Source organism: Sphingobium sp. BHU LFT2, from assembly GCF_018604485.1.
In the GTDB taxonomy this organism is placed as follows: Bacteria; Pseudomonadota; Alphaproteobacteria; order Sphingomonadales; family Sphingomonadaceae; genus Sphingobium; species Sphingobium yanoikuyae_A.
In genome coordinates this window covers 234,248-260,063 of the sequence record NZ_JAFCGW010000004.1, presented here as the reverse complement: position 1 = coordinate 260,063, position 25,816 = coordinate 234,248, and the positions used below count along the sequence as shown (strand labels likewise).

Below are 25,816 nucleotides of genomic sequence, written 5' to 3'. Positions count from 1 at the left end.
GCCGGACCCGCATAGACGGCCGCCCACACCGAACGCGGGTGTAGCTCAGTTGGTTAGAGCGCCGGCCTGTCACGCCGGAGGTCGCGGGTTCGAGCCCCGTCACTCGCGCCACTTTCCCTGACAGGAAAGTCGGAAGGTAAACAGATTTGCATCATCTGGTGACCATGGGTCACGATAGGATGCCGCCCTGCGCGGGTGTAGCTCAGTTGGTTAGAGCGCCGGCCTGTCACGCCGGAGGTCGCGGGTTCGAGCCCCGTCACTCGCGCCACTTCATTCCCGAAGTGATCCGATCGCCAGGCGATCCTTTTCCCTTATATCGATACAGGCCAGCGGGCCGACACCAGCGGCATCGACCCGTGACGATTCGTCTCAGAGATGCTCGCCCGTCACATGCGGCGGCAGCGGTTCGTTGGCGAGCCAGCGATAGACGCCGCCGGCAGCCAGCGCACCGATGATCGGCGCCACCCAGAACAGCCAGAGCTGATGCAGCGCCAATCCGCCGACCAGCAGGGCAGGACCGGTGCTGCGCGCCGGATTGACCGATGTGTTGGTGACCGGGATGCTGATCAGGTGGATCAGCGTCAGCGCCAGGCCGATCGCGATCGGGGCAAAGCCCGCCGGCGCGCGGCTGTCGGTCGCGCCCAGGATCACGCTCAGGAAGCCGAAGGTCAGCACCATCTCGATCGCCAGCCCCGATTCCAGCGTGTAGCCGCCCGGAGAATGCAGGCCATAGCCATTGACCGCCAGGCCGTTGGGCGCCAGCTCATAGCCCGGCTGGCCGCTGGCGATGAACAGCAGCAGGGCGGCTGCGATCACCGCGCCCACCAGTTGCACGACGATATAGGGGGCGATGTCGCGGGCCGGGAAGCGCCCGCCAGCCCACAGGCCGATCGTCACCGCCGGATTGAGGTGGCAGCCCGAAATATGGCCGATCGAAAAGGCCATGGTCAGCACCGTGAGGCCGAAGGCCAAGGCCACGCCCAACAGGCCAATGCCGACCTCGGGAAAGGCCGCCGCCAGCACGGCGCTGCCGCACCCGCCGAACACCAGCCAGAATGTGCCGAAGCATTCGGCAAACAGTCTCTTGCTCAATGGAACCATCAACGCCTCCTGTTGCACTGTGCGCCTGCCACCGGACATGGCTTGGGACCGGTGCGGGGTGGCGCCGCCCGGAGAATGCAGGATGATCGAAGGGGGCGGTCCGCGGCATGGGCGGCCGATGCTGGTGACTGGCGCATGGACATGCCGTTGCCCCCGTTTCCGGCGAGCCGCGGGCATCGCGTTAAGCCGCGATGCGTCCGTTACGGTCGCCTAACAGTCAGGGATAAGGCGAAACAGCATGGGCTGGGCATCGGGATTAACCCTGACGCCAGCGCCCCGTTTCCATCCAGGCGAGCAGCCGCCGCAGCGGCAGGATCCAGATCCAGATCAGGCCCAGGAAAATATAGACCGGCACCTGGCCCCACATCGGCAACTGGCCGATCAGCGGCGACAGGCTGCCAACCAGCACGGCCCAGCCCAGGATCAGCCCCAGGATCGCGAACATGCCAGCGGGCTTGCGCCAGCTGGGCTGATGATAATGGCGCGGGTCGATGCTCATCGGGTTCAGGCTGCCTCGATCACGGCGGTTTCGGTCAGGATCATGTCGAGCGGCAGATCCCACGGGTCGGCCGGCACGTCATCCAGTTCCTGCGCCGACCAGGCAAGGCCGACGCGCAAGGCATCGGGATGGCGGGCAAAGGCGCGGTCATAATAGCCGCCGCCCTGGCCGAGGCGGTTCATCCGCTGGTCGAAACCCAGCAGCGGCGCGATGATGACATCCGGCACCACCGCACCGCCGGATGGCTCGGGGTGGCTGGTCCCGAACAGGCCGGGGAACAACTGGTCCTCCGGCCGCCACAGCAGGAAATCCATGCTGCCGAGGCGATCGAGCACGCGCGGCAACGCCACCTGCTTGCCCATCACGCCCAGTTGCGGGGCAAGCCGCTGCGCCGGCGCCTCGTCATCCAGCGCCATGTAGAGCGCGATCACCTGCGCGTCGGCGATGCGCTGGGCGAGCGGGGAGGGGACGGCCTTGAACGCCAGCCTGTGGGTCAGCGCGTCGAGCGAGGCGACGAAGTTGCGCCGCCGCTGCCGGGCGATCGCGCGCAGGGTCGACTTGTCGGCGGCATCACTGTCGTCGGGCATGGGGTGCCTTTGCTGGTAGGGGCAGGGTGACGGGACCGCCTTGGCCGTTTGCTGGAATATCCTCTGACGCCTCAACGTCAGGTGGGGACCATGTAGATCGGGCCAGAGCCCGCCCAGGGACAGCCCCCGTGGATGTGATTATCGCCTCAGGGATGTTCGCTAAAGCTCGCACCAGGCAGTGCCCGTCGCCGCCAATCTAGGCGTCGGCGGCGCGGGCGGCAAGAGCCTCGCTCAGCTTTTCTACGCGCGCGGCCAATGCCTCGACCGCGCGGGCGGCCGGCTCGTCATCGCCATCCAGCGCCAGTTGCTCCTGTCGGCCCGCCGCGGCGCGCTTCAGTTCGTTGAGTTCGTCCGCCATGAACAGCGCCGCGAACAGCAGCGTGCGCACCTCGGTCAGGCCCGGCGTGCTGCGCTGCGCCTGATAGGCCTTGTCCTCGATGATCTGGGCCAGATGCGCCATATGCGCTTCCTCGCCATCGCGGCAGCGCAGCTGATAGGGGCGGCCGGCGATCTGCAACATGATTTCAGCCATCGGTGCGCCCCCGCAATTCCCCGATCAGGTCGTCCAGCGATTGCAATGCCGCCTGGGCGGCCATCTGGTCGATACCGGAATTGCCATGGGGGACAGCCTGCGAAAGGCTGGCCACATTCTGTTCAAGCCGACTGATCGCGCGCTCCAGCGTGCCGATCGCCTGCATCATGCGGTCGCTTGCCATATTTTCTGCATAGCCAATGTTTTCGCCTTGCAAAAGCGCTGTTTGGACGGCTTGCCGCGCACCACGCCCCGCCTGCGGTTGACGCATGGGGATTGACGCGACAAAGGGAACCCAAATCGACTCGCCCGTTCGCGCGGGCCGTTCCATGCCAGTCATGAAAGACATCTTCCCGCTATGACCGTTTCCGACACGCAGCTCGCCAACGCCATCCGGGCGCTTTCCATGGACGCCGTGCAGGCTGCCAATAGCGGCCATCCCGGCATGCCGATGGGCATGGCCGATGTCGCCACCGTGCTGTTCAAGGATTATGTGAAGTTCGATCCGGCCGCGCCGAAATGGGCCGATCGCGACCGTTTCGTGCTGTCGGCCGGCCATGGCTCGATGCTGATCTACGCGCTGCTGAACCTGACCGGCTATGCCCGTCCGACGATGGACGACATTCGCAACTTCCGTCAGCTCAGCAGCCCCTGCGCCGGCCACCCGGAGAATTTCGAGCTGGCAGGGGTCGAAGCGACCACCGGCCCGCTGGGTTCGGGCCTCGCCACCGCCGTCGGCATGGCGATTGCCGAGCGTCACCTGAATGCCGAGTTCGGCGACGATCTGGTCGATCACCGCACCTGGGTGATCGCCGGCGACGGCTGCCTGATGGAAGGCATCAACCATGAGGCGATCGGCCTCGCCGGTCACCTCAACCTCTCGCGCTTGATCGTGCTGTGGGACGATAACAAGATCACCATCGACGGCGCCGTCGACCTGTCGAGCAACGAAGATGTCCGCGCCCGCTATGCCGCCACCGGCTGGCATGTCGTGTCGTGCGATGGCCATGATGTCGCCGATGTCCGCCGCGCTATCGACGAAGCACTGGCCGATCCGCGTCCCTCGCTGATCGCCTGTGCCACCAAGATCGGTTATGGCGCGCCGAACAAGGCCGGCACCTCGGGCGTCCACGGCTCGGCGCTGGGCGAGGCCGAAGTCGCCGCCGCCCGCGAGTTCCTGGGCTGGACCGCCGAACCCTTCGTCGTCCCCGCCGACATCGACGCCGCCTGGAAGGCGATCGGTGCCAAGGGTGGTGATGTTCGCAAGGCCTGGGAAGGTCGCCTGGCAAATGCCGCGGAAGGCGCTGAATTTTCGCGCCGCATGGCGGGCGAACTGCCGGCTGGCTTCTCGCTCGACGCCTATATCGACAGCCTGATCGCCAACCCGCAGAAGGTCGCCACCCGCAAGGCCAGCGAACTGGCGCTGGGCGCGATCAACGATCTGCTGCCCGAAACCGTTGGCGGCTCGGCCGACCTTACCGGCTCGAACAACACCAAGACCAAGTCGACCGGGCCGCTGACCCGTGACGATTATTCGGGCCGCTATGTCTATTATGGCATCCGCGAATTCGGCATGGCCTGCGCGATGAACGGCATGGCGCTGCATGGCGGCGTGATCCCCTATGGTGGCACTTTCCTGGTCTTCTCCGACTATATGCGCGCCGGCATCCGCCTCGCCGCGCTGCAGGAACAGCGCGTGATCCACGTCCTCACCCATGACTCGATCGGTCTGGGCGAAGACGGCCCGACCCACCAGCCGATCGAGCATGTCATGTCGATGCGCATGATCCCGAATCTCGACGTCTATCGCCCGGCCGACATCGTCGAGACGGCGGAATGCTGGGAACTGGCGCTCAAGGATGCGACCGGCCCGTCGGTGCTGGCGCTGACCCGCCAGAACCTGCCGCAGCTGCGCCTGGAAAAGAGCGAGAATCTGTCGGCCAAGGGCGCCTATCGCCTGGTCGCCGCGACCGCCGATCGCAAGGTCGTGCTGCTCGCCACCGGTTCGGAAGTCGAGATCGCCGTCGCCACCGCCAAGGCGCTGGAAGAACAGGGCATCGGCGCCGACGTCGTCTCGATGCCCAGCTGGGCGCATTTCGACGTGCAGGACGCCGCCTACAAGGCCGACATCCTGCCCGCCGGCGTGCTGCGCGCCTCGATCGAGGCCGGCACCACCTTCGGCTGGGAACGCTATACCGGCCTTGACGGCCTGCGCTTCGGCATCGACAGCTTCGGTGCGTCGGCTCCGGCCGAAGTGCTCTACGACCATTTCGGCCTGACCGCCGCCAAGATCGCTCCGCAGATCAAGGCCGCGCTCGGCGCCTGAGCCCAAGACCTACACGCAAACCGGGAGACAAGTGCAGTGGCAACGAAGGTAGCAATCAACGGTTTCGGCCGCATCGGTCGTCTGGTGGCGCGCGCCATCCTCTCGCGCACCGACCATGATCTGGAACTGGTGAGCATCAACGACCTGGGCGATGCCAAGGCCAATGCCCTGCTGTTCAAGCGCGACTCGGTCCATGGCAACTGGGCTGGCGAAGTCAGCGTCGACGGCGATTTCCTGGTGGTCGACGGCAAGAAGATCAAGGTGACGGCAGAGCGCGATCCCGCCAACCTGCCGCACGCCGAACTGGGCGTCGAAATCGCCCTGGAATGCACCGGCATCTTCACCAGCAAGGACAAGGCCGGCGCCCACCTGACCGCCGGCGCCAAGCGCGTCGTCATCTCGGCACCGGGCACCAACGTCGACAAGACTGTCGTCTTCGGTGTCAACCATGACGAGCTGACCGCCGACGACATCATCATCTCGAACGCCAGCTGCACCACCAACTGCCTGGCGCCGCTTGCCAAGGTGCTGAACGATTCGATCGGCATCGAACGCGGCTTCATGACCACGATCCACAGCTACACCAACGACCAGAACACGCTGGACCAGATCCACAAGGACATGCGTCGCGCCCGCGCCGCTGCCCTGTCGATGATCCCGACCACCACCGGTGCCGCCCGCGCCGTGGGTGAGGTTCTGCCCGCGCTCAAGGGCAAGCTGGACGGTTCGTCGGTCCGCGTGCCGACCCCGAACGTCTCGGTCGTCGACCTGAAGTTCATCCCCAGCCGCGCCACCACGGTCGAGGAAGTCAACGGCCTGCTCAAGGCGGCGTCGGAATCCGGCCCGCTCAAGGGCATCCTGGGCTATTCGGACGAGCCGCTGGTTTCGATCGATTATAATGGCGATCCGCGCAGCTCGACCGTCGACAGCCTGGAAACGGCCGTGATCGAGGGCAATCTGGTCCGCGTGCTCAGCTGGTACGACAATGAATGGGGCTTCTCGAACCGCATGATCGACACCTCGGGTGTCATGGCGAAGTTCCTCTAAGCCTTCTCAGCCCCGCCGGACCAACCGGCGGGGTTTTTCTTCTGACATAATTCCAAATTCTAGGAGCGATCATGGCAAAGCCGTTCAAGACACTTGACGACATGGGCGACATCACCGGCAAGGTGGTGCTGGTGCGCGAGGATCTGAACGTGCCGATGCAGGACGGTTCGGTCAGCGACGACACCCGTCTGCGCGCGGCGATGCCGACTATCCTGGAACTGGCCGATCGCGGCGCCAAGGTGCTGATCCTGGCCCATTTCGGCCGGCCCAAGGGCCAGAAGAACCCGGAATTTTCGCTGAGCAAGATCACCCGTCCGCTGACCCAGGTGCTGGGCCGCGAGGTGCAGTTCATTCCCGATTGCCAGGGTGAAGCCGCGACCGACGGCATCAAGGTGATGCGCAACGGCGACATTGCCATCCTCGAAAATACCCGCTTCCATGCCGGCGAGGAAAAGAATGATCCCGCGCTGGTCGACGCGATCGCCGCGATCGGCGATCTCTATGTCAACGACGCCTTTTCCGCCGCACACCGCGCCCATGCCTCGACCGAGGGGCTGGCCCACAAGCTGCCGGCCTTTGCCGGCCGCTCGATGGAAAAGGAGCTGGACGCGCTCGAAGCCGCGCTCGGTGCCCCGGTCAAGCCGGTCGCGGCCGTCGTCGGCGGCGCCAAGGTGTCGACCAAGCTAGACGTGCTCAACAATCTCGTCACCAAGGTCGATCATCTGATCATCGGCGGCGGCATGGCCAACACCTTCCTCCACGCCCGCGGCGTCGATGTCGGCAAGTCGCTGTGCGAAAAGGATCTGGCCGAGACGGCCGAGGCGATCTTCGACAAGGCGGAAGAAGCCGGCTGTATCATCCATCTGCCCTATGACGTGGTCGTGGCGAAGGAATTTGCCGCCAACCCGCCGTCGGTCCGGACCTGCAACGTCCATGAAGTCGCCGAGGACGAGATGATCCTCGACGTCGGTCCGGCTGCGGTCGAGGCGCTGGGCGATGCGCTCAAGAACTGCCGCACCCTGGTGTGGAACGGCCCGCTCGGCGCGTTCGAGATCGCGCCCTTCGACGCCGCGACGGTGGCTCTCGCCAAGACGGCGGCGGCGCTCACCAAGGAAGGCCAACTGGTGTCGGTCGCGGGCGGTGGCGACACCGTCGCCGCGCTCAACCATGCCGGCGCGGCCGCCGACTTCACCTTCATCTCGACCGCTGGCGGCGCCTTCCTCGAATGGATGGAAGGCAAGGAACTGCCGGGCGTGAAGGCGCTCTACGCCTAAGCCTTTTGACGGCGGGGGCGTCAGCGCGTGGCGCTGGCGCCCCGGTCGAACAGGATGAAGACCAGCGCGGCCACGCCGCCGATAGCCGCACCGGCGATCGCGCTCAGGCTCCAGCCGCCCGCTTCATAGGTGGTCGACCCGATCACCGATCCCAGCGCCCCGACCACGAACATCACCGTCATATAGGCCGCATTGATCCGGCCGCGCGCATGGGGATCGAGCGAGAAGATCAGCTTCTGACCGGTGATCTGGCTGACCTGCACCGCCGCATCGATCAGCACCGCCATGATGGTGAAGCCGATCAGGCTACCGGCCGCCACCGTCCAGTCCGCCAGCAGGAAACCGATCGACAGCGCGATCAGCGCTCCGAGCGAGGCCGGGCCGGTCAGGCGTCGATCGGCCAGCCAGCCTGCCACCGGCGCCACCAGCGCGCCGCCCGCACCTGCCAGCGCAAAGGCGCCGATGCCATTATGGCTGAGGCCAAAGTCATGGATCAGGCTCAGCGGCGCGGCGGTCCAGAACAGGTTGAACGCCGCGAACATCGAGGCCTGGTAGAAGGCGCGCATCCGCACGACGCGATATTTGCCGAGCTGCGAGAAGGTGGAGGCCAGCACTTCGCCATAATGCATGCCGCCCTTGGGCCGGCGCTGCGGACAGGCGATCAGCAGCGCGATCGCGACCAGCGCGATCACCCCGGCCGACAGCAGGAAGGTCGCGCGCCAGCCCATCGATCCGGCAAGGAAGCTGGCGATCGGCCGCGACAGCATGATGCCGAACAACAGGCCGCTCATCACCGTGCCGACCACGCGGCCCTGCCGCTCGGGCGGGGCGAGGTGGGAGGCGAGCGGGATCAGCACCTGCACGCCGGTCGCGCCGACGCCGGTCATGACCGATGCGATCAGGAAGGTCGCGGGACCATTGGACAGGGCGATGGCGATGCAGCCCAATACCGTCGCCACCGCCGATATCAGCACGATCCGCCGGTTCTCGAACAGGTCGGCCAGCGGCACCACCAGGATGATGCCCAGGCCATAGCCGAGCTGCGTCAGCGTGGTGATGAGGCCCGCAACCCCGGCCGACATACCGATTTCCGGCCCGATCACATCGATCAGCGTCTGGGCATAATAGAGGTTGGCCACCATCGTCCCGCACGCGACCGCCATCAGCAATATGGCGAAGCGGGACAGGGGCGCATCATCGCGCGGTAGGGGCAGGGCGGCAGAATTGGTCATGCCGCCCTAATGGTCCCGCCATGGCCGGCTTTCAACCGGATGACGGAAATTTCATTGTGCAATGCAACGGAAATTGCCCTCAGGCGGGTGGTTGTTCGTTGAGCAAGGGCACCAGCAGCGCATTGAGGTCATCCAGCTCGAACGCGCCGGACTTGGCGTAGCGCAGTCGGCCCGCCCGATCGATGACGAAATTGGTCGGCACCCCGGTCAGCGGGCCATAGGGGCCCTTGATCCTTTTGGCCGACGGGATGTGCATCGCCGCGAACAATTGCTTCAACTGCGCGACCGGCACCGATCCTTCGGTCGTTATCGCGAACACCTTCAGCCCATGTTTCTTCTGGAGCCCATAATAGCTGTCGAGCGTCGGCAATTCCTTGCGGCACGGCACGCACCAGGTCGCCCAGAAATTGAGCAGTACCACCTGGCCCTTCAGTTCCGCCAGCGACACCTTGCTGCCGTCGATCAGCGTCAGCTCGAAGTCCGGCGCCATCTCGCCGACGACCGGCTTGGTCGCCGCCTGCGCCGCCCCGATATCGAACAGCCCCAGCATCAGCGCGGCCGCCATGACGGGCCGCATCTTCCCGATCCCCATTCTTCCCCCGATTCAGACCTTTGGCCACAGCCTATCAGGCACTTTCGCACGCGCCAACGATATTGGCGGCCGCCCCGTCGCCGCGCGGGGGCAAGCATCTTGCGGTGCGACATGGGACTAGCTAACAGCCCGGATACCGGCGCGCCTGACAGCGCGCTACAGTCATGCCCTCGGGTTCGCCCGATGGCTTCCATCTTTCCGCGCTGCCGAGGGGGCGGCGCGCCCCAAGAGAAGGTATGTGCAGATGCTGGATCAGGACATGGTCAAGAAGGTTTCCGACGGTCAGGGCTTTATCGCCGCGCTCGACCAGAGCGGCGGTTCCACGCCCAAGGCGCTCAAGGGCTATGGCGTCGAAGAAAGCGCCTGGAGCAATGACGAGGAGATGTTCGGCCTGATCCACGCGATGCGCAGCCGCGTCATCACCTCGCCCGCCTTCACCGGCGACAAGGTGCTGGGCGCGATCCTGTTCGAGCGTACCATGGACGGTAGCGTCGACGGCAAGCCGACCCCGACCGCGCTGATCGAACGCGGCGTCGTGCCTTTCATCAAGATCGACAAGGGGCTGGAGGATGAGGCGAACGGCGTGCAGCTGATGAAGCCGATGCCTGAGCTCGACGCTCTCCTCGCCCGCGCCAAGGGCCTGGGCGTGTTCGGCACCAAGGAACGCTCGGTCGTCAACCTCGCCAATCGCGAGGGCATTGCCGCCGTGGTCGCGCAGCAGTTCGAAGTCGGCCGCCAAGTGCTGGCCGGCGGCCTGATGCCGATCATCGAACCCGAAGTGAACATCAAGTCGCCCGAACGCGCCGAGGCCGACCAGATCCTGCTCGAGGAAATCCTCAAGCAGCTCGACGCCCTGCCCGAAGGCGAGCAGGTGATGCTCAAGCTCTCACTGCCCGCCAAGGCCGGCCTGTTCGATCCGCTGGTCGATCATCCCAAGGTGCTGCGCGTCGTGGCCCTGTCGGGCGGCTTCAGCCGCACCGAAGCCTGCGCCGAACTCGCCAAGAATCGCGGCATCATCGCCAGCTTCAGCCGCGCGCTGCTCAATGACCTGCGCCACCAGATGAGCGACGACGAATTCAACGCGTCGCTGGGCGAGGCGATCGACGAAATCTACGCCGCTTCGGCCACCAAGACCCCGGTCGCGGCCTGACGCATATGGGCGGCGCCGGGCAGGGGGGAATCCCGCCGGCGCCGCCTTTTCCTATCATCGCGCGGTCGCGCCGATGCTCTGGGTTCTACTGGGCCTGATGGTCGTCGAGACGTCCGTGGTCCATCTGCTGGTCGCGCTGTGGAGCCCGCGCGCGGCGCTTGTCCTTTCGCTGCTGAGCCTCGCCATGATCGGCTGGTTCATCCTCTTCATCCAATCCTTCCGCCACCATCCGGTGCGGATCGGCCCGGACGCGCTGGTCTGGCCCGTGGGTACGCTGCGCAGCCTCTCCATCCCCTGGCCGCAAGTCGCGGGGCCATGCGACGACTGGACCCTGGCCGATCTCAAGGCGGCGGGCCTGTTCAACGGCGCGCTGGTCGCCCACCCCAACATCGTCATCGCGCTCGACCCGCCGGCCAAGGCAGGTCGGCGCACGATCCGCTACCTTGCCCACCGGCTCGATGGTCCAGTCGCCTTTAAGGCTGCCTTCGACCTGCGACACCTGCACCCCGGCCCGTTCGCTTCGAGCGTGTCGAGAAGCGGCTAGCGCGCCGCTCGCGTTTCTCGACCAAGCTCGAAACGAACGGAGGTGGGGGGCATGATCCGGGTTTAAGGCCTGGCCTTCAGCATAGGCAGCACCTTGTCGAGCGGCAGCGCCTCGACCGTGCCGCGATTGCCGACCACGGTCTGCGCCTTGAACAGCGCGTTCAACACCGCTTCCTCGGTCGCCTCGATGGTCGCCTGGAACAGCGGCGACATGCGGTCATTGGGCAGGTCGTCGACCGCCGCCACCGCATTGCGCTTCGCTGCCGTCCGCCGCACCGCGTGGCTGGTGGAAAAGGCGATGGCATAGTCGCCCGACCCGTTGGAGAAGCTGGACCCGGTCCGCGCGATGCCGCCAAAGGCGCGTTCGGCGACGCGGCGCAGATTGCGGTCGGACAGCGGCGCATCGGTCGCGATCACGATCACGACGGAGCCGTCCGCCTTCTTTTCCTCGACCTGCTGGCGATAGTCATAGCGGCCAAGCTTCACCCCCACCGGCACGGCCGCAATCGTCAGCACCCCGCCATAATTGGCCTGCACCAGCACGCCCACGGTCCATCCGCCCAGCGACGCGGGCAGCTTGCGCGACGATGTGCCGATCCCCGCCTTGAAGCCGAAGGCCACCGTGCCAGTGCCCGCGCCCACGCCGCCTTCCTCGACCGGGCCGGTCCTGGCGCTCTCGATCGCGCGCCGCGCGTCGGCGATGGTGACATGCCGGCCGCGAATGTCGTTGAGCATGCCATCATTGGTCTCGCCGACCACGGCATTGACCGACCGCACCTCCTCATTGCCGGTCTGCGCCAGCGTCCATTCGACCGAGGCCGCGCTGGCCTCCGCCACGTTCAGCGTATTGGTCAGAAGGATCGGCGTCTCGATCTCGCCCAACTCCGCGACCTGGGTCGATCCCATGAACTTGCCGAACGCATTATAGGCGACGAAGCCGGCCGGCACCTTGTCCTGGAACAGGTTGCCGGCGTGCGGCAGGATCGCGGTCACGCCGGTATTGACGTCCTTGCTGCGGGGCAGTGTCACCTGGCCGACCTTCACCCCCGCGACATCGGTGATCGCGTTGAGCGGGCCAGGCTGGAGGATGCCGACGGTCACGCCTGCCTCCCGCGCGCGCGGCCGCGGCGCCTCCTGCGCCAGCACGGGCGCGGCGGACAGGAGCAGCAGGGCGGCGAAAGCGTGGCGCATGGAATATCCTTCGGTATTGTGATCGCGGTCATAGCCGCACTTGGCGCGGCCGCGCGAGCAGCTATAAGGCGCGCATGACCGATTTCACTGACGAAGAACTGGCGCTCGACCCCCATTTTGCCGAGCAGTTCGAAAAGGGCTTTCGCCCGGCCTGCCAACTTTACCTGATTTCGCCGCCGGCGATTGACGAGACTTTCGTCGATCAGCTCGCCCAGGCGTTCGACGGCGGCAAGGTCGCCGCCTTCCAGCTACGCCTGAAGGGGATCGACGATCATGCCATCGCCGCGCTGGCCGGGCCGATCCAGGCGCTCTGTGCCGAGCGCGAGGTGGCCTTCATCATCAATGACAGCATCGGCCTTGCCAAGCGGCTGAACGCCGATGGCGTCCATCTGGGGCAGGAAGATGGCGACCCGCGCGAGGCGCGCAAGCAGCTTGGTCCCAAGGTGCAGATCGGCGTGACCTGCCATGACAGCCGCCATCTGGCGATGGAAGCGGGTGAGGCAGGGGCCGACTATGTCGCCTTCGGCGCTTTCTACCCGACCACGACCAAGGAAACGACGCACCGCGCCGAACCGTCGATCCTGGGCTGGTGGACCACCCTGTTCGAACTGCCCTGCGTCGCGATCGGCGGCATCACGCCGGACAATGCCGCCCCCCTGATCGCAGCCGGCGCCGATTTCCTGGCGGTCAGCGGAACGGTGTGGAATCACCCCGAAGGGCCCAAGGCCGGCGTCGCCGCCTTCGCGTCGGTGCTGGGCGGGGCCTAATCGCGGGTTTATCCCGATAGGCAAAGGGCCGCCACCGGGCCAGCATCCCCGCAATCGGGCAAGGGGTGCTGGGCATGGCGTTGGAAGAATTCGTCCATCAATTGGCGGAATATGTCGCGCTGCTGGTCAATCTGCTGGCGATCCTGGCGATCGCCATCGGCTCGGTTCAGGGCGCGATCGGCCTGACGGGGCTGTTATTGTTCAAGGCGGACGAATCGAAGCTCATGCCGGTCTGGATGAGCTTTGGCCGCTGGGCGGTCGCCGGGCTGAGTTTCCAGCTTGCGGCCGATATCGTGGAAACCAGCATCGCCCCGACCTGGGCGGAAATCGGCAAGCTCGGGGCGATCGCGGCCATCCGCACCTTCCTCAACTATTTCCTCGATCGCGATCTGGAGGGGATACGCGAGCGTGAGAAGGCCAAGGCGGAGGTCGAAGCCATCTGATCGCAGCGGCACAGGCAGCTTTCCGCCGCCTGCTGCGTTGTCTCTTCCATGATGTGGGAGAGTATCGCCTTGAAATATCGTCTTCTCGGCCTGCCGCTGCTGTGCGCGGCCTGCAATGTGTCGACCACCGACGCCAATGAAAGCCAGCCAGCCGCTCCAACCAACCAGACACCGATCAACCAGACACAGGCCGCGCCCGACCCCTCGGCTGCCTATGCTTTCCAGGTCGTGGAGGAACCCGGCGGCAAACCCTGGCAGCCCAACCAGATATTGCAGGCGCAGGTGGCGCTCGATCGCTGGGGCTTCTCGCCCGGCGTGATCGACGGCAAGGACGGCATGAGCTTCAAGGCGGCCTTGCGCGGCTTCCAGGAGGCGAACAAGCTGCCGGTCACCGGCGATTATGACCAGAAGACCGCGGCCGCGCTGCTGGAGGGGGAGGCGAAGCCGACCACCTGGCTGGTGCGCATTCCTGATGGTTTTGCCCGCGGGCCCTTTTTCGACATTCCCAAGGGGCTGAACAATCAGGCGAGCCTGCCCGCGCTCACCTATCGCAACCTGCTCGAAAAGCTGGCCGAGCGCTTCCACACCACGCCTGAAGTGCTGACCGGCATGAACCCGCCCGATACGAAGGTCGCGGCCGGCGCGACCATCCGTGTGCCGGCGATCGCCAATCAGCCGGTCGCACCGATCGAGGGCGACGAGCGTGGCTGGGGCGAAACGCTCGCCGGCCTCGGCGTCGCCAGGGACCAGCCACAGGCCGACCATCTGGTGGTCGACAAGTCGGAAGGGCTGCTCAAAGTCTATGGCGCGGACAATAGGTTGATCGCGCAATTCCCGGTCACCACCGGGTCACAGCATGATCCGCTGCCGCTGGGCGAATGGACGATCAAGGGCGTCAGCCGCAATCCCGACTTCCATTATAATCCCGACCTGTTCTGGGATGCCGCGTCCAAGGATCAGAAGGCGGTGCTGAAACCCGGTCCCAACGGCCCGGTCGGCGTCGTGTGGATCGATCTGTCCAAGGATCATTATGGCATCCATGGCACGCCCGAACCGCAACTCATCGGCCGCACCGAAAGCCATGGCTGCATCCGCCTTACCAACTGGGATGCGGCGCGGCTGGCGCAGATGGTGAAGAGCGGCGTCAAGGCGAAGTTCCAAGCATGAACGTCCGGCTGTGGGGCGGTGTCGCGGTCGCGCTGCTGCTCTGCATCGCCTTCGCCCGCTATTGCGTGCGGATCGTCCCGGCCGATGCGCCGGTGCGATCCGCTGCATCCGCGCCGCCAACCGTCAGCGACGGTGCGCTGCTGATCCCGGTGGAGGGTGTGCCGGTCTCCGCGCTCACCGACACCTTCACCCAGGCGCGGGCAGGCGGCGCCCGTCCGCATGACGCGATCGACATCATGGCGGCGCGGGGCAGGGCGGTGCTGGCCGCTGCCGACGGCCGGATCGAGAAGATCTTTTGGAGCGAGGCGGGTGGCCGCACCCTTTATGAACGCGCGCCCGACGGGCACACCCTCTATTATTATGCCCATCTCGACAGTTATGCGCCGGGCCTGCACGAAGGGCAGGCGGTCAGGCGCGGGCAGCGCATCGCGACCGTGGGCAGCACTGGCAATGCCGATCCCGCCGCGCCGCACCTCCATTTCGCCGTCAACCGCATGGCGCCGGCTGATCCCTGGTATGGTGGCCAGCCGGTCAATCCCTATCCGCTGCTGGTCGGCCAATGACCTGTCCTATCGGCCCGCGACCGGCTATCATCGGGGCCAGCCGCGATCGAAAATTGCCGAAGTAGGAAAGCGAATTTCAAAATGTGCGGGAAATGTGCGAAGTTAAGCGGAAACGCCGCCCTCTTGCCCTTGGCGCCGTCTCGCGGTAAAGGCGCGGCCAGCCTCGCAGAGGCCGGCTCTTTTCCACATTCAGACATATAGGCAGGCTCTTCCCATGAAGATCAGCGGCGTGGACATTCGTCCCGGCAACAATATCGAATATGAGGGTGGCCTGTGGCGCGCCGTCAAGATTCAGCACACCCAGCCCGGCAAGGGCGGCGCCTATATGCAGGTGGAGCTGAAGAACCTGATCGATGGCCGCAAGAACAATGTCCGCTTCCGCTCGGCGGAGAGCGTCGAGCGCATCCGCCTCGACACCAAGGATTTCCAGTATCTCTACCCCGAGGGTGACATGCTGGTGTTCATGGACACCGAAACCTATGACCAGATCAACCTGCCGATGGACCTGGTCGGCGATGCCGCCGCCTTCCTGCAGGACGGCATGATGGTCATGCTGGAAATGTATGAAGAACGTCCGATCAGCGTCCAGCTGCCCGAGACGGTCGAAGCGACCATCGTCGAAGCCGACGCCGTGGTGAAGGGCCAGACCGCATCGGCCAGCTACAAGCCGGCGATCCTCGACAATGGCGTCCGCGTCATGGTTCCGCCGCACATCGTCACCGGCACGCGCATCGTGGTCGATGTCTATGAGCGCGAATATGTGAAGCGGGCCGACTGATGCGGTTCGGGCGCAGCACGGCAGTTGCCGCCATCCTCGCGATCGGCGCTGTGCCGGCTGCGCTCCCTGCGCAGACGGTCAACAAGCCGTCCAAGGCGCAGATCGACAGTGCGGCCTATGTGCTGCAGGTCATCAGCAGCGCGCTGGAATCGAAGGAGGTCGAGCAGCCGGTCAAGACCGCGCTGTTCGAATGCCTCTACAGCAATTCGCTGTCGCAGATCAGTGCGGCGACCGACAAGGTGATCGCGGGCAATCCGGGCAAGGTGAACCGCAAGGATCCCTCGCAGATGCTGGCGGTGATCGCCGGCACCTGTGGCTATCGTCCGGCTGCCGCCAAGCCCGCCCCCAAGAAATAAAGCAAAGGCCGCCCACCGGGGCGGCGGAGATTTTACATGGTATCCCATTCCGGCCTTCTCACCGTCATGGAACGCGCCGCCCGCAAGGCCGGCTCCAAGCTGCGCCGCGACTTCGGCGAGGTCGAGCATCTGCAGGTGTCGCGCAAGGGGCCGGCGGACTTCGTGTCCAAGGCCGACAAGCAGGCTGAGCAGACGCTGGTCGAGGAATTGCAGAAGGCGCGTCCCGACTGGGGCTTCCTGCTGGAAGAGGGCGGGGTGATCGAGGGCGATCCCAACAAGCCGCGCTGGATCATCGATCCGCTCGACGGCACCACCAACTTCCTGCACGGCATCCCGCACTTCGCCATCTCGATCGCGGTCGAGGAGCCTTTGTTCGGCGGCAAGCGCGAAGTGACCTCGGGCCTCATCTACCAGCCGGTCACCGACGAAAGCTATTGGGCGGAAAAGAATCGCGGCGCCTGGCGTCATGACCAGCGTCTGCGCGTCTCGGCCCGTCGTGACCTCGCCGACTGCCTGATCGCCACCGGTATCCCGTTCATGGGCCATGGCAACATGGCTGAATGGAGTCGCATCTTCGGTGCGGTGGCGCCTTCGGTCGCTGGCCTGCGTCGCTTCGGTGCCGCCTCGCTCGACCTCGCCCATGTCGCCTCGGGCCGCTATGACGGCTTCTGGGAAAGCGGCCTCCAGCCCTGGGACGTGGCAGCCGGCATCCTGATGGTGCGCGAAGCCGGCGGCTTCGTCAGCGACTTCCGTGGCGGCGACCAGATGATCGACCGCAAGGAAGTGATCGCCGGCAATGACGCGACCCACAGCAAGCTGCACAAGCTGGTCGCTGGCGCGCTGCGCTAAGAGCCTGACCGTCTGAGGGGGAGGCGCGCCGCGCTTCCGCCGATGGCGTGAATCAGGCTCTGCTAAGCTTCTGATTTAAGAGCAAAGGGTGTCGGCCCACCGCGGCGAGTCTTCGGGCTTCCAAAGGTGGTCCGGCGCCTGTTTTTTTGTGTCTGCGGCAATCGTCTCTTGCGCTTTTGGTAACGCGATCAAGCCTTTGCAATTGTTGCGAATCATTCTCATGGGTTCGCCCCTTGCTTCGCATATGCAGCAGGCCTAAAGGCCCCCCCAGAACAATTTTCGCCCAGGGGATTCCATTGGTCGATCTCAGCCAATATCTGCCGATCCTGATCTTTCTCGGGATCGCTCTGCTGCTCTCCAGCACCTTCGTCTTCTTGCCGATGCTGGTTGGCCGCCTGACCGGTGCGCACAAGCCCGATCCTGCCAAGCTGTCCGAATATGAATGCGGCTTCCCCGCATTTGAAGAGCCGCGCAGCCAGTTCGACGTGCGTTTCTACCTTGTCGCCATCCTGTTCATCATTTTCGACCTGGAAGCGGCATTCCTCTTTCCCTGGGCGGTGAGCCTTGACCAGATCGGCTGGGCCGGCTGGGCGACGATGATGATCTTCATAGCGGAGCTGGTGCTCGGCCTCGTCTATGCGTGGAAGAAGGGAGCACTCGATTGGGAGTAGAACTGACCAGCCCCATTCCCGGCACCATGCCGCCGATGGGGACGCAGCCCGACCAGGACTTCTTCAACGCGCTCAGCAGTGAAGTCAGCGACAAGGGCTTCCTTGTCACCTCGACCGAGGAACTGTTCCAGTGGGCCCGTACGGGTTCGCTGTGGTGGATGACCTTTGGTCTGGCCTGCTGCGCCGTGGAGATGATCCACGTCAACATGCCGCGCTACGACATGGAGCGCTTCGGCGCCGCGCCGCGCGCGTCTCCGCGCCAGTCCGACGTGATGATCGTCGCGGGCACGCTGTGCAACAAGATGGCCCCGGCGCTCCGCAAGGTCTATGACCAGATGTCCAACCCGAAATATGTGATTTCGATGGGCAGCTGCGCCAATGGCGGTGGTTACTACCACTATAGCTATTCGGTCGTCCGTGGCTGTGACCGCATTGTGCCGGTCGACATCTATGTGCCGGGCTGCCCGCCCACTGCCGAAGCTCTGCTCTACGGCATCATGCAGCTGCAGCGGAAGATCCGCCGGATCGGGACGATTGAGCGTTAATATGGGCCATTCTGCACCCAAGATCGTGAACCCCGAAGGGATTGCCGAGGAAATCGGCGCCCTGCTGGGTTCGATGCTGATCGAAACCATCGATCATGCCGACGAGCTGACCTTCGTTGTCGCGCGCGACGACCTGGCCAATGCCATGGTCGCGCTGCGCGACATGGCGCATTACCAGCAGCTGATGGAAATCGCCGGCGTCGACTATCCGGAACGTCCGGACCGCTTCGAGGTCGCCTATCACCTGCTCAGCGTCACGCGGAACCACCGCGTCCGCGTCAAGGTTTCGACCGACGAGGATACGCCGGTGCCGACCGTCACGCACCTCTGGCCGGTCGCCGGCTGGCTGGAGCGCGAAGTGTTCGACATGTATGGCGTCATCTTCGACGGCAATACCGACCTGCGTCGCATCCTGACCGACTATGGCTTCAAGGGCCATCCGCAGCGCAAGGACTTCCCGCTGACCGGCTATGTCGAGCTGCGCTATTCCGAAGAAGACAAGCGCGTCGTCTATGAGCCGGTGAAGCTGGCCCAGGACTTCCGCAGCTTCGACTTCATGTCGCCCTGGGAAGGCGCGCAGTACGTGCTGCCGGGTGACGAGAAGGCGGCGGCACCTGCTCCTGCGCCCGCAGCCGCACCCACGCCCAAGGCGACGGAAAGCAAGGCCGACACCGGTGCTGGCGATGCCGCCAACAAGAAGGCCGAGCAAAAGTCGGCCGACGCGCCGGCCAAGCCCGCCGCCGAAACCGATGAAGGCAAGGGGGCTGCCAAGCCCGAAGGTAAGGCCTGATGTCCGACTATCTCGAAAAGATGGATCATGTCACCGATGCGGCCGACCCGGCCTATGGTGACACGGAAATCCAGAACTACACGATCAACTTCGGTCCGCAGCACCCTGCGGCGCACGGCGTTCTGCGTCTGGTCATGGAACTGGACGGCGAAATCGTCGAGCGCTGCGACCCGCATGTCGGCCTGCTGCATCGCGGCACCGAAAAGCTGATCGAGCACAAGACCTATATGCAGGCGCTGCCCTATTTCGACCGGCTGGACTATTGTTCGCCGCTCGGCATGGAGCATAGCTATGTTCTGGCGGTCGAAAAGCTGCTCAATCTGGAAGTGCCGCTGCGCGCGCAATATCTGCGCGTGTTCTTCGCGGAACTGACGCGCATCTGCAATCACATGCTCAACCTGGGTTCGCACGTCATGGACGTTGGCGCGATGACGCCGAACCTGTGGCTGTTCGAAATCCGCGAGGACTGCCTCAACTTCTTCGAGCGCGCGTCGGGCGCCCGCATGCACTCGGCCTATTTCCGGCCGGGCGGCGTGCATCAGGACGTGCCACTCAAGCTGCTGACCGACATCGCCGACTGGCTCGACACCCGTCTGCCGCGCCTGTTCGAGGACGCGATGAGCCTGGTGGTCGACAATCGTATCTTCAAGCAGCGCAATGTCGACATCTCGATCGTCAGCAAGGAAGACGCGCTGAAGTGGGGCTTCTCCGGTCCCATGCTGCGTGGCTCGGGCATCGCCTGGGACATCCGCAAGGCGCAGCCCTACGACGTCTATGACCGCATGGACTTCGACGTTCCGGTCGGCACTGCGTTCGACTGCTATGACCGTTTCATGGTCCGCGTCGAGGAAGTGCGCCAGTCGGCGCGCATCATGAAGCAGTGCCTCAACGAGATGCCGGAAGGGCCGATCGCCAGCTTCGACCGCAAGGTCTCCCCGCCCAAGCGCGGCGAGATGAAGAAGTCGATGGAAGCGCTGATCCACCACTTCAAGCTCTATACCGAGGGCTTCCACGTCCCCGCGGGCGAAGTCTATGTGGCGACCGAAAGCCCCAAGGGCGAATTCGGTGTCTATCTGGTCAGCGACGGCTCCAACAAGCCCTATCGCTGCAAGATTCGCCCGACCGCCTTCAGCCATCTGCAGGCGATGGACTTCATGATGAAGGGCCACATGCTGGCCGATACAACCGCTGTACTGGGCGCGATGGACATCGTGTTCGGAGAATGTGACCGATAATGGCTGACGCAGTTCATATCCCCGATGAGGCCGAAACCCGCGCGCGCTGGGGCGCGTTCGAGTGGACGCCCGAAAATGCCGAGCAGGCAAAGAAGGTCATCGCGCGCTATCCCGCCGGTCGCCAGCAGTCGGCGGTGATGCCGCTGCTCGACCTGGCCCAGCGCCAGGTCGGTGCGGAAACGCAGACCAATGGCTGGCTGCCGGTTCCGGTCATGGAATATATCGGGCGTCAGCTCGATATGCCGTACATGCGCGTCTATGAGGTCGCGACCTTCTACACCATGTACAATCTGGCGCCGGTCGGCCGCTACCATGTGCAGGTCTGCGGCACGACGCCGTGCATGCTGCGCGGGTCGGACGATGTCTTTGCCGCGTGCAAGAACAAGGGCCTGGTCAAGGGCGGCACGACCCCCGACGGCCTGTTCACCCTCAATGAGGTCGAATGCCTTGGTGCCTGCGCCAACGCGCCGATGGTCCAGATCAACGACGATAATTTCGAAGATCTGACCTACGACAGCACCATCGCCATCCTGGAAACGCTGGCCGCCGGCGGCCAGCCCAAGATCGGCCCGCAGATCGATCGCCAGACCAGCGCGCCGGAAGGTGGCCCGACCACCCTCAAGGAGATGGTCGGTGAAAATCACGACTATCGCGGTCAATGGAACGAAGGAGCGACGGCATGACCGATGCACCCGCAGCAGCTCCGACTCCGGCCCCCTTCGTCGGGCCGCTGTCCGACAAGGACCGCATCTTCACCAACGTCCACGGCTTCCAGGATTGGGGCGTCGACGCCGCGATGAAGCGTGGCGATTGGGACAATACCAAGAAGCTGATGGAAATCGGCCAGGACGCGATCATCGACACCATCAAGGCGTCGAACCTGCGCGGCCGTGGTGGCGCCGGCTTCCCGACCGGCATGAAGTGGAGCTTCATGCCCAAGGAAAGCAAGGACGGTCGTCCGAGCTTCCTGGTCATCAACGCCGACGAATCCGAACCGGGTTCGTGCAAGGACCGCGAAATCATTCGCCACGATCCGCACAAGCTGATCGAAGGCGCGCTGATCGCCGGTTTCGCGATGCGGGCGCGTGCCGCCTACATCTATATCCGCGGTGAGTTCATCTATGAGGCGAAGGTGCTCTTCGCCGCCGTCGAGCAGGCCTATGAAAAGGGTTTCATCGGCAAGAATGCCTGCGGGTCGGGCTATGATTTCGACGTGTTCGTCCATCGTGGCGCCGGCGCCTATATCTGCGGCGAGGAAACCGCCCAGATCGAAAGCATCGAGGGCAAGAAGGGCCAGCCCCGCCTGAAGCCGCCTTTCCCGGCCGGCGCGGGCCTCTATGGCTGCCCGACCACGGTGAACAACGTGGAATCGATCGCGGTTGCGCCGACGATCCTGCGTCGTGGCGCCGCCTGGTTCAACGGCTTTGGCCGTGAGAATAACCGCGGCACCAAGCTGTTCCAGATCAGCGGTCATGTGAACAAGCCCTGCGTCGTCGAGGAATCGATGTCGATCCCGTTCCGCGAACTGATCGATCGCCATTGCGGCGGCATCCGTGGCGGCTGGGACAATCTGCTCGCGGTCATTCCGGGCGGGTCGTCGGTGCCGCTGGTTCCTGCGAAGGAAATCATGGACGCACCGATGGACTTTGACGGTCTGCGCGCGCTGGGCTCGGGCCTGGGCACCGCCGCCGTCATCGTCATGGACAAGTCGACCGACATCGTCCGCGCCATTTCGCGTCTCTCCTACTTCTACAAGCATGAGAGCTGCGGCCAGTGCACGCCGTGCCGCGAAGGCACCGGCTGGATGTGGCGCGTCATGGAGCGTCTGCGCACCGGCGACGCCGACCAGAGCGAAATCGACATGCTGTTCCAGGTGACCAAGCAGGTTGAAGGCCACACCATCTGCGCGCTTGGCGACGCAGCGGCATGGCCGATCCAGGGGCTGATCCGGCACTTCCGTCCGGAAATCGAGCGCCGGATCAACGAGAACAAGGGTAGTGCCCCCGTCATGGAGGCAGCGGAGTAACCATGCCGAAGGTCAAAGTAGACGGCGTAGAACTCGAAGTCCCGGCGGGCGCCACAGTCCTCCAGGCTTGCGAGCAGGCGGGGAAGGAAATCCCCCGTTTCTGCTATCATGAGCGCCTTTCCATCGCCGGCAATTGCCGCATGTGCCTGGTCGAGGTGAAACCCGGACCGCCCAAGCCGCAGGCTTCGTGCGCGCTCCCGGCCACCGAAGGCCAGGAAATCCGCACCGACAGCGAAATGGTCAAGAAGGCCCGCGAAGGGGTGATGGAGTTCCTGCTCATCAACCACCCGCTGGATTGCCCGATCTGCGACCAGGGTGGCGAGTGCGACCTGCAGGACCAGTCGGTCGCCTATGGCCGTGGTTCGTCGCGCTATGACGAAAACAAGCGCGCCGTCACCGAGAAGAATATGGGTCCGATCGTCAAGACGGTCATGACCCGCTGCATCCAGTGTACCCGTTGTGTGCGCTTTGCAGAGGAAGTCGCGGGCGTGCCGGAAATCGGCGCCATCTATCGCGGCGAGAATATGCAGATCACCACCTATCTCGAACATGCCGCCAAGAGCGAGTTGTCGGGCAATGTGGTCGACCTGTGCCCGGTCGGCGCGCTGACCGCCAAGCCCTACGCTTTCGAAGCGCGTCCGTGGGAACTCAAGAAGACCCATGCGATCGACGTGATGGACGCGGTCGGCACCAACATCCGCCTCGACAGCCGTGGTCGCCAGGTGCTGCGCGCCGTGCCGCGCATCAATGACGACGTGAACGAGGAGTGGGCGTCGGACAAGACCCGTCACAATGTCGACGGTCTGGTCCGCAAGCGCCTCGACAAGCCGTTCGTCCGCAAGGATGGCAAGCTGGTTCCGGCGACCTGGGCGGAAGCCTTTGCTGCCGTCGCCGCCGTCCAGCATGGCGGCAGCGTCGCGGCGATCGCCGGCGACCTGCTCGACTGCGAAACCATGTTCGCGGGCAAGGCGCTGGTCGAAAAGCTCGGCGGTTCGCTGCTGGAAGGCCGCCAGACCGGCCTGTCCTACGACGTGTCGAGCCTGTCGTCGGTGGTGTTCAACACCCCGCTCGCCGATCTCGAAACCGCGGACGTCATTCTGCTGGTCGGCACCAACCTGCGCTGGGAAGCGCCGCTGGTGAACACCCGCATCCGCAAGGCGATCAAGAAGGGCGCGAAGGTCTTTGCCGTCGGTCCTGAATTCGACCTGACCTACAAGGTCGAATGGCTGGGCAATGACGCGTCGCTGCTGGCCAAGCTGCCGGACGCCGTGCTCGAAGCCTTCAAGGGCGCTGCCCGTCCGGCGATGATCGTCGGCGGCGGCGTGCTGGCCAAGGACGGTGCGCATGGCGACACGCTGGCGCTGGTCGAGACGCTGGGCCTGATCAAGGATGGCTGGAACGGTTACAATGTCCTGCACTTCGCGGCGGCCCGCATGGGCGGCCTGATGCTGGGCTATGCGACCAAGGGCGGCATCAAGGCCGTGGCTGCGGCCGCGCCGAAGCTGCTCTTCTCGCTGGGTGCCGACGAAGTCGACTATTCGGCCTTCGAAACCAGCTTCAAGGTCTATGTCGGCCATCATGGCGACAAGGGCGCCCATGCGGCGGACGTGATCCTGCCGGGCGCAAGCTATGCCGAAAAGGCCGGCACCTACGTCAACCTGGAAGGCCGGGTGCAGTTCGGTGAAAAGGCCGTGTTCGCGCCGGGCGATGCCCGCGAGGACTGGTCGATCCTGCGCGCCCTGTCGGAAGCGCTGGGCGCCAAGCTGCCGTTCGACAGCTTCGACGCGCTGCGCGCCGAAATGGTCAAGGCGGTTCCGGCGCTCGGCGTCGAGGGTATCGCCGACTATGGCTGGTCGGTTCCGTCGCTGCCCACCGGTGCGACCGGCGAGCTGGGTTCGCCGATCAAGGATTTCTACCTCACCAACGCGATCTGCCGCGCCAGCCCGACGATGCAGCAATGCTCGGCCGAGCTGATCCATGGTGAAAGCTTCGCGGAGGCCGCAGAGTGACCGCTTTCTTCCAAGGCCTTGGCCTGCCTTTCGAGGGCGCCTGGCTGCTTTCGACCATTGTCGGTATTCTGGTCATCGCACTGCCGCTGATGCTGGCCGTCGCCATGATCATCTATGCCGACCGCAAGATCTGGGCGGCCATGGCGCTGCGCCGTGGTCCCAACGTCGTCGGCCCGCTGGGCCTGCTTCAGTCCTTCGCGGACGGCCTCAAGGTCTTCCTGCAGGAAACCATCGTTCCCTCGGCGTCGAACAAGGCCCTGTTCCTGATCGCGCCGATCATCACCTTCACCGTGGCGCTGATGGCCTGGGCCGTCATCCCCTTCGGCGTCGGCGTGATGGTGTCGAACGTCAATGTCGGCCTGCTCTACATCCTCGCCATCTCGTCGCTCGGCGTCTACGGCGTGGTGCTGGCGGGCTGGGCGTCCAACTCCAAATATCCCTTCTACTCCGCGATCCGCGCCAGCGCGCAGATGATCTCCTATGAAGTCTCGATCGGCTTCATCCTGATCACCGTCGTGCTGTGGGCCGGCAGCTTCAACATGTCGGCGATCGTGGAAAGCCAGAAGGGCTATTATGGCTTCCTCAACGGCAACGGCTTCAACCCGCTGCTGTTCCCGATGGCGATCATGTTCCTGATTTCGGCCATGGCGGAAACGGCGCGCGCGCCGTTCGACCTGACCGAAGCGGAATCCGAACTGGTCGCGGGTTACCAGACCGAATATTCGTCGATGGCCTTCGCGCTCTTCTGGCTCGGCGAATATGCCAACGTCATCCTGATGTGCGGCCTCAATGCGATCCTGTTCTGGGGTGGCTATCTGCCGCCGTTCGACTGGGCGCCGCTGTACATGGTGCCGGGCATCATCTGGTTCCTGCTCAAGATCGCCTTCTTCTTCTTCGTCTTCTCCTGGGTGAAGGCGACGGTGCCCCGCTACCGTTATGACCAGCTGATGCGGCTGGGCTGGAAGATCTTCCTGCCGACCTCGCTCTTCTTCGTCTTCCTGGTTTCGGGCTTCCTCATGCTGACGCGCTATGGAGGCGCACAATGAGCCTCGGTTACTACGTCAAAAGCTTCACCCTCTGGGAGTTCGTGAAGGCGCACTGGCTGACCTTGAAGTATTTCTTCAAGCCCAAGGCGACGATCAACTACCCGTACGAGAAGAACCCGATTTCGCCGCGCTTCCGTGGTGAACATGCGCTGCGCCGCTATCCCAACGGGGAAGAGCGCTGCATCGCGTGCAAGCTGTGCGAGGCCATCTGTCCGGCGCAGGCGATCACCATCGAGGCGCAGCCGCGCGACGATGGCAGCCGCCGCACCACGCGCTACGACATCGACATGACCAAGTGCATCTATTGCGGCTTCTGCCAGGAAGCCTGCCCGGTCGATGCGATTGTCGAGGGCCCGAACTTCGAGTTCGCGACCGAAACCCGCGAGGAGCTGATCTACGACAAGGCCAAGCTCCTGGAAAACGGTGACAAGTGGGAGCGTGCCATCGCTGCCAATCTTGCTGCCGATGCCCCCTATCGTTAAGCCGCCGGCGTCAAA

General features: G+C 64.7%; 29 protein-coding genes, 2 tRNA genes and 1 other RNA gene. 23 read left to right on the top strand and 9 right to left on the bottom strand.

The annotated features are described in order from the left end of the window. The first annotated feature begins 34 nt into the window (after positions 1-34). Together JQK15_RS10700 and JQK15_RS10695 are read left to right on the top strand one after the other, a co-directional pair. Positions 35-111: transfer RNA gene (locus tag JQK15_RS10700), tRNA-Asp, on the top strand. 80 nt (positions 112-191) lie between these two features. Further along, positions 192-268 (top strand) — tRNA-Asp (locus tag JQK15_RS10695). Between the two features lie 101 nt (positions 269-369). Here the strand turns inward: JQK15_RS10695 and aqpZ are convergent. The 6 genes from aqpZ to JQK15_RS10670 form a co-directional block, all read right to left on the bottom strand. Then, complete coding sequence (gene aqpZ, locus JQK15_RS10690) at positions 370-1,101, bottom strand: aquaporin Z (RefSeq protein ID WP_214865423.1); 732 nt, start codon at positions 1,099-1,101, stop codon at positions 370-372. Between the two features lie 256 nt (positions 1,102-1,357). Continuing rightward, positions 1,358-1,600, bottom strand: a complete 243-nt coding sequence (locus JQK15_RS10685) for a DUF2842 domain-containing protein (RefSeq protein WP_010337236.1) — start codon at positions 1,598-1,600, stop codon at positions 1,358-1,360. A 5-nt stretch (positions 1,601-1,605) separates the two neighbouring features. Further along, positions 1,606-2,187, bottom strand: coding sequence for a 5-formyltetrahydrofolate cyclo-ligase (locus JQK15_RS10680; protein ID WP_004211706.1), 582 nt, complete (start codon positions 2,185-2,187; stop codon positions 1,606-1,608). 28 nt (positions 2,188-2,215) lie between these two features. Further along, a non-coding RNA gene (ssrS, locus tag JQK15_RS27660) (6S RNA) lies at positions 2,216-2,372 on the bottom strand. 11 nt (positions 2,373-2,383) lie between these two features. Next, on the bottom strand, positions 2,384-2,719 hold the full coding sequence (locus JQK15_RS10675; RefSeq protein WP_004211707.1) for a cell division protein ZapA: 336 nt from the start codon (positions 2,717-2,719) through the stop codon (positions 2,384-2,386). After that, the gene (locus JQK15_RS10670) at positions 2,712-3,059 is read right to left on the bottom strand and encodes a hypothetical protein (RefSeq protein ID WP_010337235.1); all 348 of its coding nucleotides are present in this window, start codon (positions 3,057-3,059) and stop codon (positions 2,712-2,714) included. Before JQK15_RS10670 ends, JQK15_RS10675 begins: the two co-directional genes overlap by 8 nt. An 18-nt stretch (positions 3,060-3,077) precedes the next feature. On the opposite strand from JQK15_RS10670, the gene tkt reads away from it, so the two are divergent. From tkt to JQK15_RS10655, 3 genes are all read left to right on the top strand, one after another. Further along, positions 3,078-5,045, top strand: coding sequence for a transketolase (tkt, locus tag JQK15_RS10665; RefSeq protein WP_214865421.1), 1,968 nt, complete (start codon positions 3,078-3,080; stop codon positions 5,043-5,045). A 36-nt stretch (positions 5,046-5,081) separates the two neighbouring features. After that, a complete protein-coding gene (gap, locus tag JQK15_RS10660; RefSeq protein WP_004211711.1) occupies positions 5,082-6,092 on the top strand; it encodes a type I glyceraldehyde-3-phosphate dehydrogenase in 1,011 nt (336 codons plus the stop codon). A gap of 71 nt (positions 6,093-6,163) precedes the next feature. Then, positions 6,164-7,366, top strand: a complete 1,203-nt coding sequence (locus JQK15_RS10655; RefSeq protein ID WP_069335839.1) for a phosphoglycerate kinase — start codon at positions 6,164-6,166, stop codon at positions 7,364-7,366. A 20-nt stretch (positions 7,367-7,386) separates the two neighbouring features. Here the strand turns inward: JQK15_RS10655 and JQK15_RS10650 are convergent, their stop codons facing one another. Then, positions 7,387-8,598, bottom strand: coding sequence for an MFS transporter (locus JQK15_RS10650; protein WP_214865419.1), 1,212 nt, complete (start codon positions 8,596-8,598; stop codon positions 7,387-7,389). 79 nt (positions 8,599-8,677) lie between these two features. Then, a complete protein-coding gene (locus tag JQK15_RS10645) occupies positions 8,678-9,175 on the bottom strand; it encodes a TlpA family protein disulfide reductase (RefSeq protein WP_214865417.1) in 498 nt (165 codons plus the stop codon). A gap of 259 nt (positions 9,176-9,434) precedes the next feature. Between JQK15_RS10645 and JQK15_RS10640 the strand changes: the two genes are divergently transcribed. Continuing rightward, positions 9,435-10,340 carry a fructose bisphosphate aldolase gene (locus JQK15_RS10640; RefSeq protein WP_214865607.1) on the top strand — a complete coding sequence of 302 codons (906 nt, stop codon included), beginning with the start codon at positions 9,435-9,437 and terminating at the stop codon, positions 10,338-10,340. A gap of 73 nt (positions 10,341-10,413) precedes the next feature. Next, positions 10,414-10,884, top strand: a complete 471-nt coding sequence (locus tag JQK15_RS10635) for a hypothetical protein (protein WP_251007691.1) — start codon at positions 10,414-10,416, stop codon at positions 10,882-10,884. Between the two features lie 62 nt (positions 10,885-10,946). On the opposite strand, the gene JQK15_RS10630 is transcribed toward JQK15_RS10635, so the two are convergent. Further along, the gene (locus tag JQK15_RS10630) at positions 10,947-12,074 is read right to left on the bottom strand and encodes a DmpA family aminopeptidase (RefSeq protein WP_214865415.1); all 1,128 of its coding nucleotides are present in this window, start codon (positions 12,072-12,074) and stop codon (positions 10,947-10,949) included. A gap of 74 nt (positions 12,075-12,148) precedes the next feature. Between JQK15_RS10630 and thiE the strand changes: the two genes are divergently transcribed. From thiE to nuoI, 16 genes are all read left to right on the top strand, one after another. After that, positions 12,149-12,841 carry a thiamine phosphate synthase gene (gene thiE, locus JQK15_RS10625; RefSeq protein WP_010337227.1) on the top strand — a complete coding sequence of 231 codons (693 nt, stop codon included), beginning with the start codon at positions 12,149-12,151 and terminating at the stop codon, positions 12,839-12,841. A gap of 74 nt (positions 12,842-12,915) precedes the next feature. Continuing rightward, positions 12,916-13,284, top strand: coding sequence for a DUF1622 domain-containing protein (locus JQK15_RS10620; protein ID WP_214865413.1), 369 nt, complete (start codon positions 12,916-12,918; stop codon positions 13,282-13,284). A gap of 48 nt (positions 13,285-13,332) precedes the next feature. Beyond that, entirely contained in the window at positions 13,333-14,451 is a 1,119-nt protein-coding gene (locus tag JQK15_RS10615; RefSeq protein ID WP_214865411.1) for a L,D-transpeptidase family protein, read from the top strand. Continuing rightward, positions 14,448-15,014, top strand: coding sequence for a M23 family metallopeptidase (locus JQK15_RS10610; protein WP_214865409.1), 567 nt, complete (start codon positions 14,448-14,450; stop codon positions 15,012-15,014). Before JQK15_RS10615 ends, JQK15_RS10610 begins: the two co-directional genes overlap by 4 nt. Before the next feature lie 214 nt (positions 15,015-15,228). Next, complete coding sequence (gene efp, locus JQK15_RS10605; RefSeq protein ID WP_004211725.1) at positions 15,229-15,792, top strand: elongation factor P; 564 nt, start codon at positions 15,229-15,231, stop codon at positions 15,790-15,792. Continuing rightward, complete coding sequence (locus JQK15_RS10600; protein ID WP_010337223.1) at positions 15,792-16,148, top strand: hypothetical protein; 357 nt, start codon at positions 15,792-15,794, stop codon at positions 16,146-16,148. Before efp ends, JQK15_RS10600 begins: the two co-directional genes overlap by 1 nt. A gap of 36 nt (positions 16,149-16,184) precedes the next feature. After that, positions 16,185-16,997, top strand: a complete 813-nt coding sequence (locus JQK15_RS10595; protein ID WP_214865407.1) for an inositol monophosphatase family protein — start codon at positions 16,185-16,187, stop codon at positions 16,995-16,997. 296 nt (positions 16,998-17,293) lie between these two features. Then, positions 17,294-17,668 (top strand): NADH-quinone oxidoreductase subunit A, encoded by a 375-nt coding sequence (locus JQK15_RS10590; RefSeq protein WP_004211729.1) that lies wholly within the window; start codon positions 17,294-17,296, stop codon positions 17,666-17,668. Further along, entirely contained in the window at positions 17,659-18,213 is a 555-nt protein-coding gene (locus JQK15_RS10585) for a NuoB/complex I 20 kDa subunit family protein (protein ID WP_004211730.1), read from the top strand. The genes JQK15_RS10590 and JQK15_RS10585 overlap by 10 nt, the downstream gene beginning before the upstream one ends. A gap of 1 nt (position 18,214) precedes the next feature. Continuing rightward, a complete protein-coding gene (locus JQK15_RS10580) occupies positions 18,215-19,003 on the top strand; it encodes an NADH-quinone oxidoreductase subunit C (RefSeq protein WP_214865405.1) in 789 nt (262 codons plus the stop codon). Next, the gene (locus JQK15_RS10575) at positions 19,003-20,238 is read left to right on the top strand and encodes an NADH-quinone oxidoreductase subunit D (protein WP_048937334.1); all 1,236 of its coding nucleotides are present in this window, start codon (positions 19,003-19,005) and stop codon (positions 20,236-20,238) included. Before JQK15_RS10580 ends, JQK15_RS10575 begins: the two co-directional genes overlap by 1 nt. Beyond that, positions 20,238-20,921, top strand: a complete 684-nt coding sequence (locus tag JQK15_RS10570) for a complex I 24 kDa subunit family protein (protein ID WP_004211734.1) — start codon at positions 20,238-20,240, stop codon at positions 20,919-20,921. The genes JQK15_RS10575 and JQK15_RS10570 overlap by 1 nt, the downstream gene beginning before the upstream one ends. Further along, positions 20,918-22,264, top strand: coding sequence for an NADH-quinone oxidoreductase subunit NuoF (nuoF, locus tag JQK15_RS10565; RefSeq protein WP_017501783.1), 1,347 nt, complete (start codon positions 20,918-20,920; stop codon positions 22,262-22,264). Before JQK15_RS10570 ends, nuoF begins: the two co-directional genes overlap by 4 nt. Positions 22,265-22,266: 2 nt before the next feature. Continuing rightward, complete coding sequence (nuoG, locus tag JQK15_RS10560; protein WP_214865403.1) at positions 22,267-24,273, top strand: NADH-quinone oxidoreductase subunit NuoG; 2,007 nt, start codon at positions 22,267-22,269, stop codon at positions 24,271-24,273. Next, positions 24,270-25,319, top strand: coding sequence for an NADH-quinone oxidoreductase subunit NuoH (gene nuoH, locus JQK15_RS10555; protein WP_214865401.1), 1,050 nt, complete (start codon positions 24,270-24,272; stop codon positions 25,317-25,319). The genes nuoG and nuoH overlap by 4 nt, the downstream gene beginning before the upstream one ends. Then, the gene (gene nuoI / locus JQK15_RS10550) at positions 25,316-25,801 is read left to right on the top strand and encodes an NADH-quinone oxidoreductase subunit NuoI (RefSeq protein ID WP_004211738.1); all 486 of its coding nucleotides are present in this window, start codon (positions 25,316-25,318) and stop codon (positions 25,799-25,801) included. The genes nuoH and nuoI overlap by 4 nt, the downstream gene beginning before the upstream one ends. Positions 25,802-25,816: the final 15 nt, after the last annotated feature.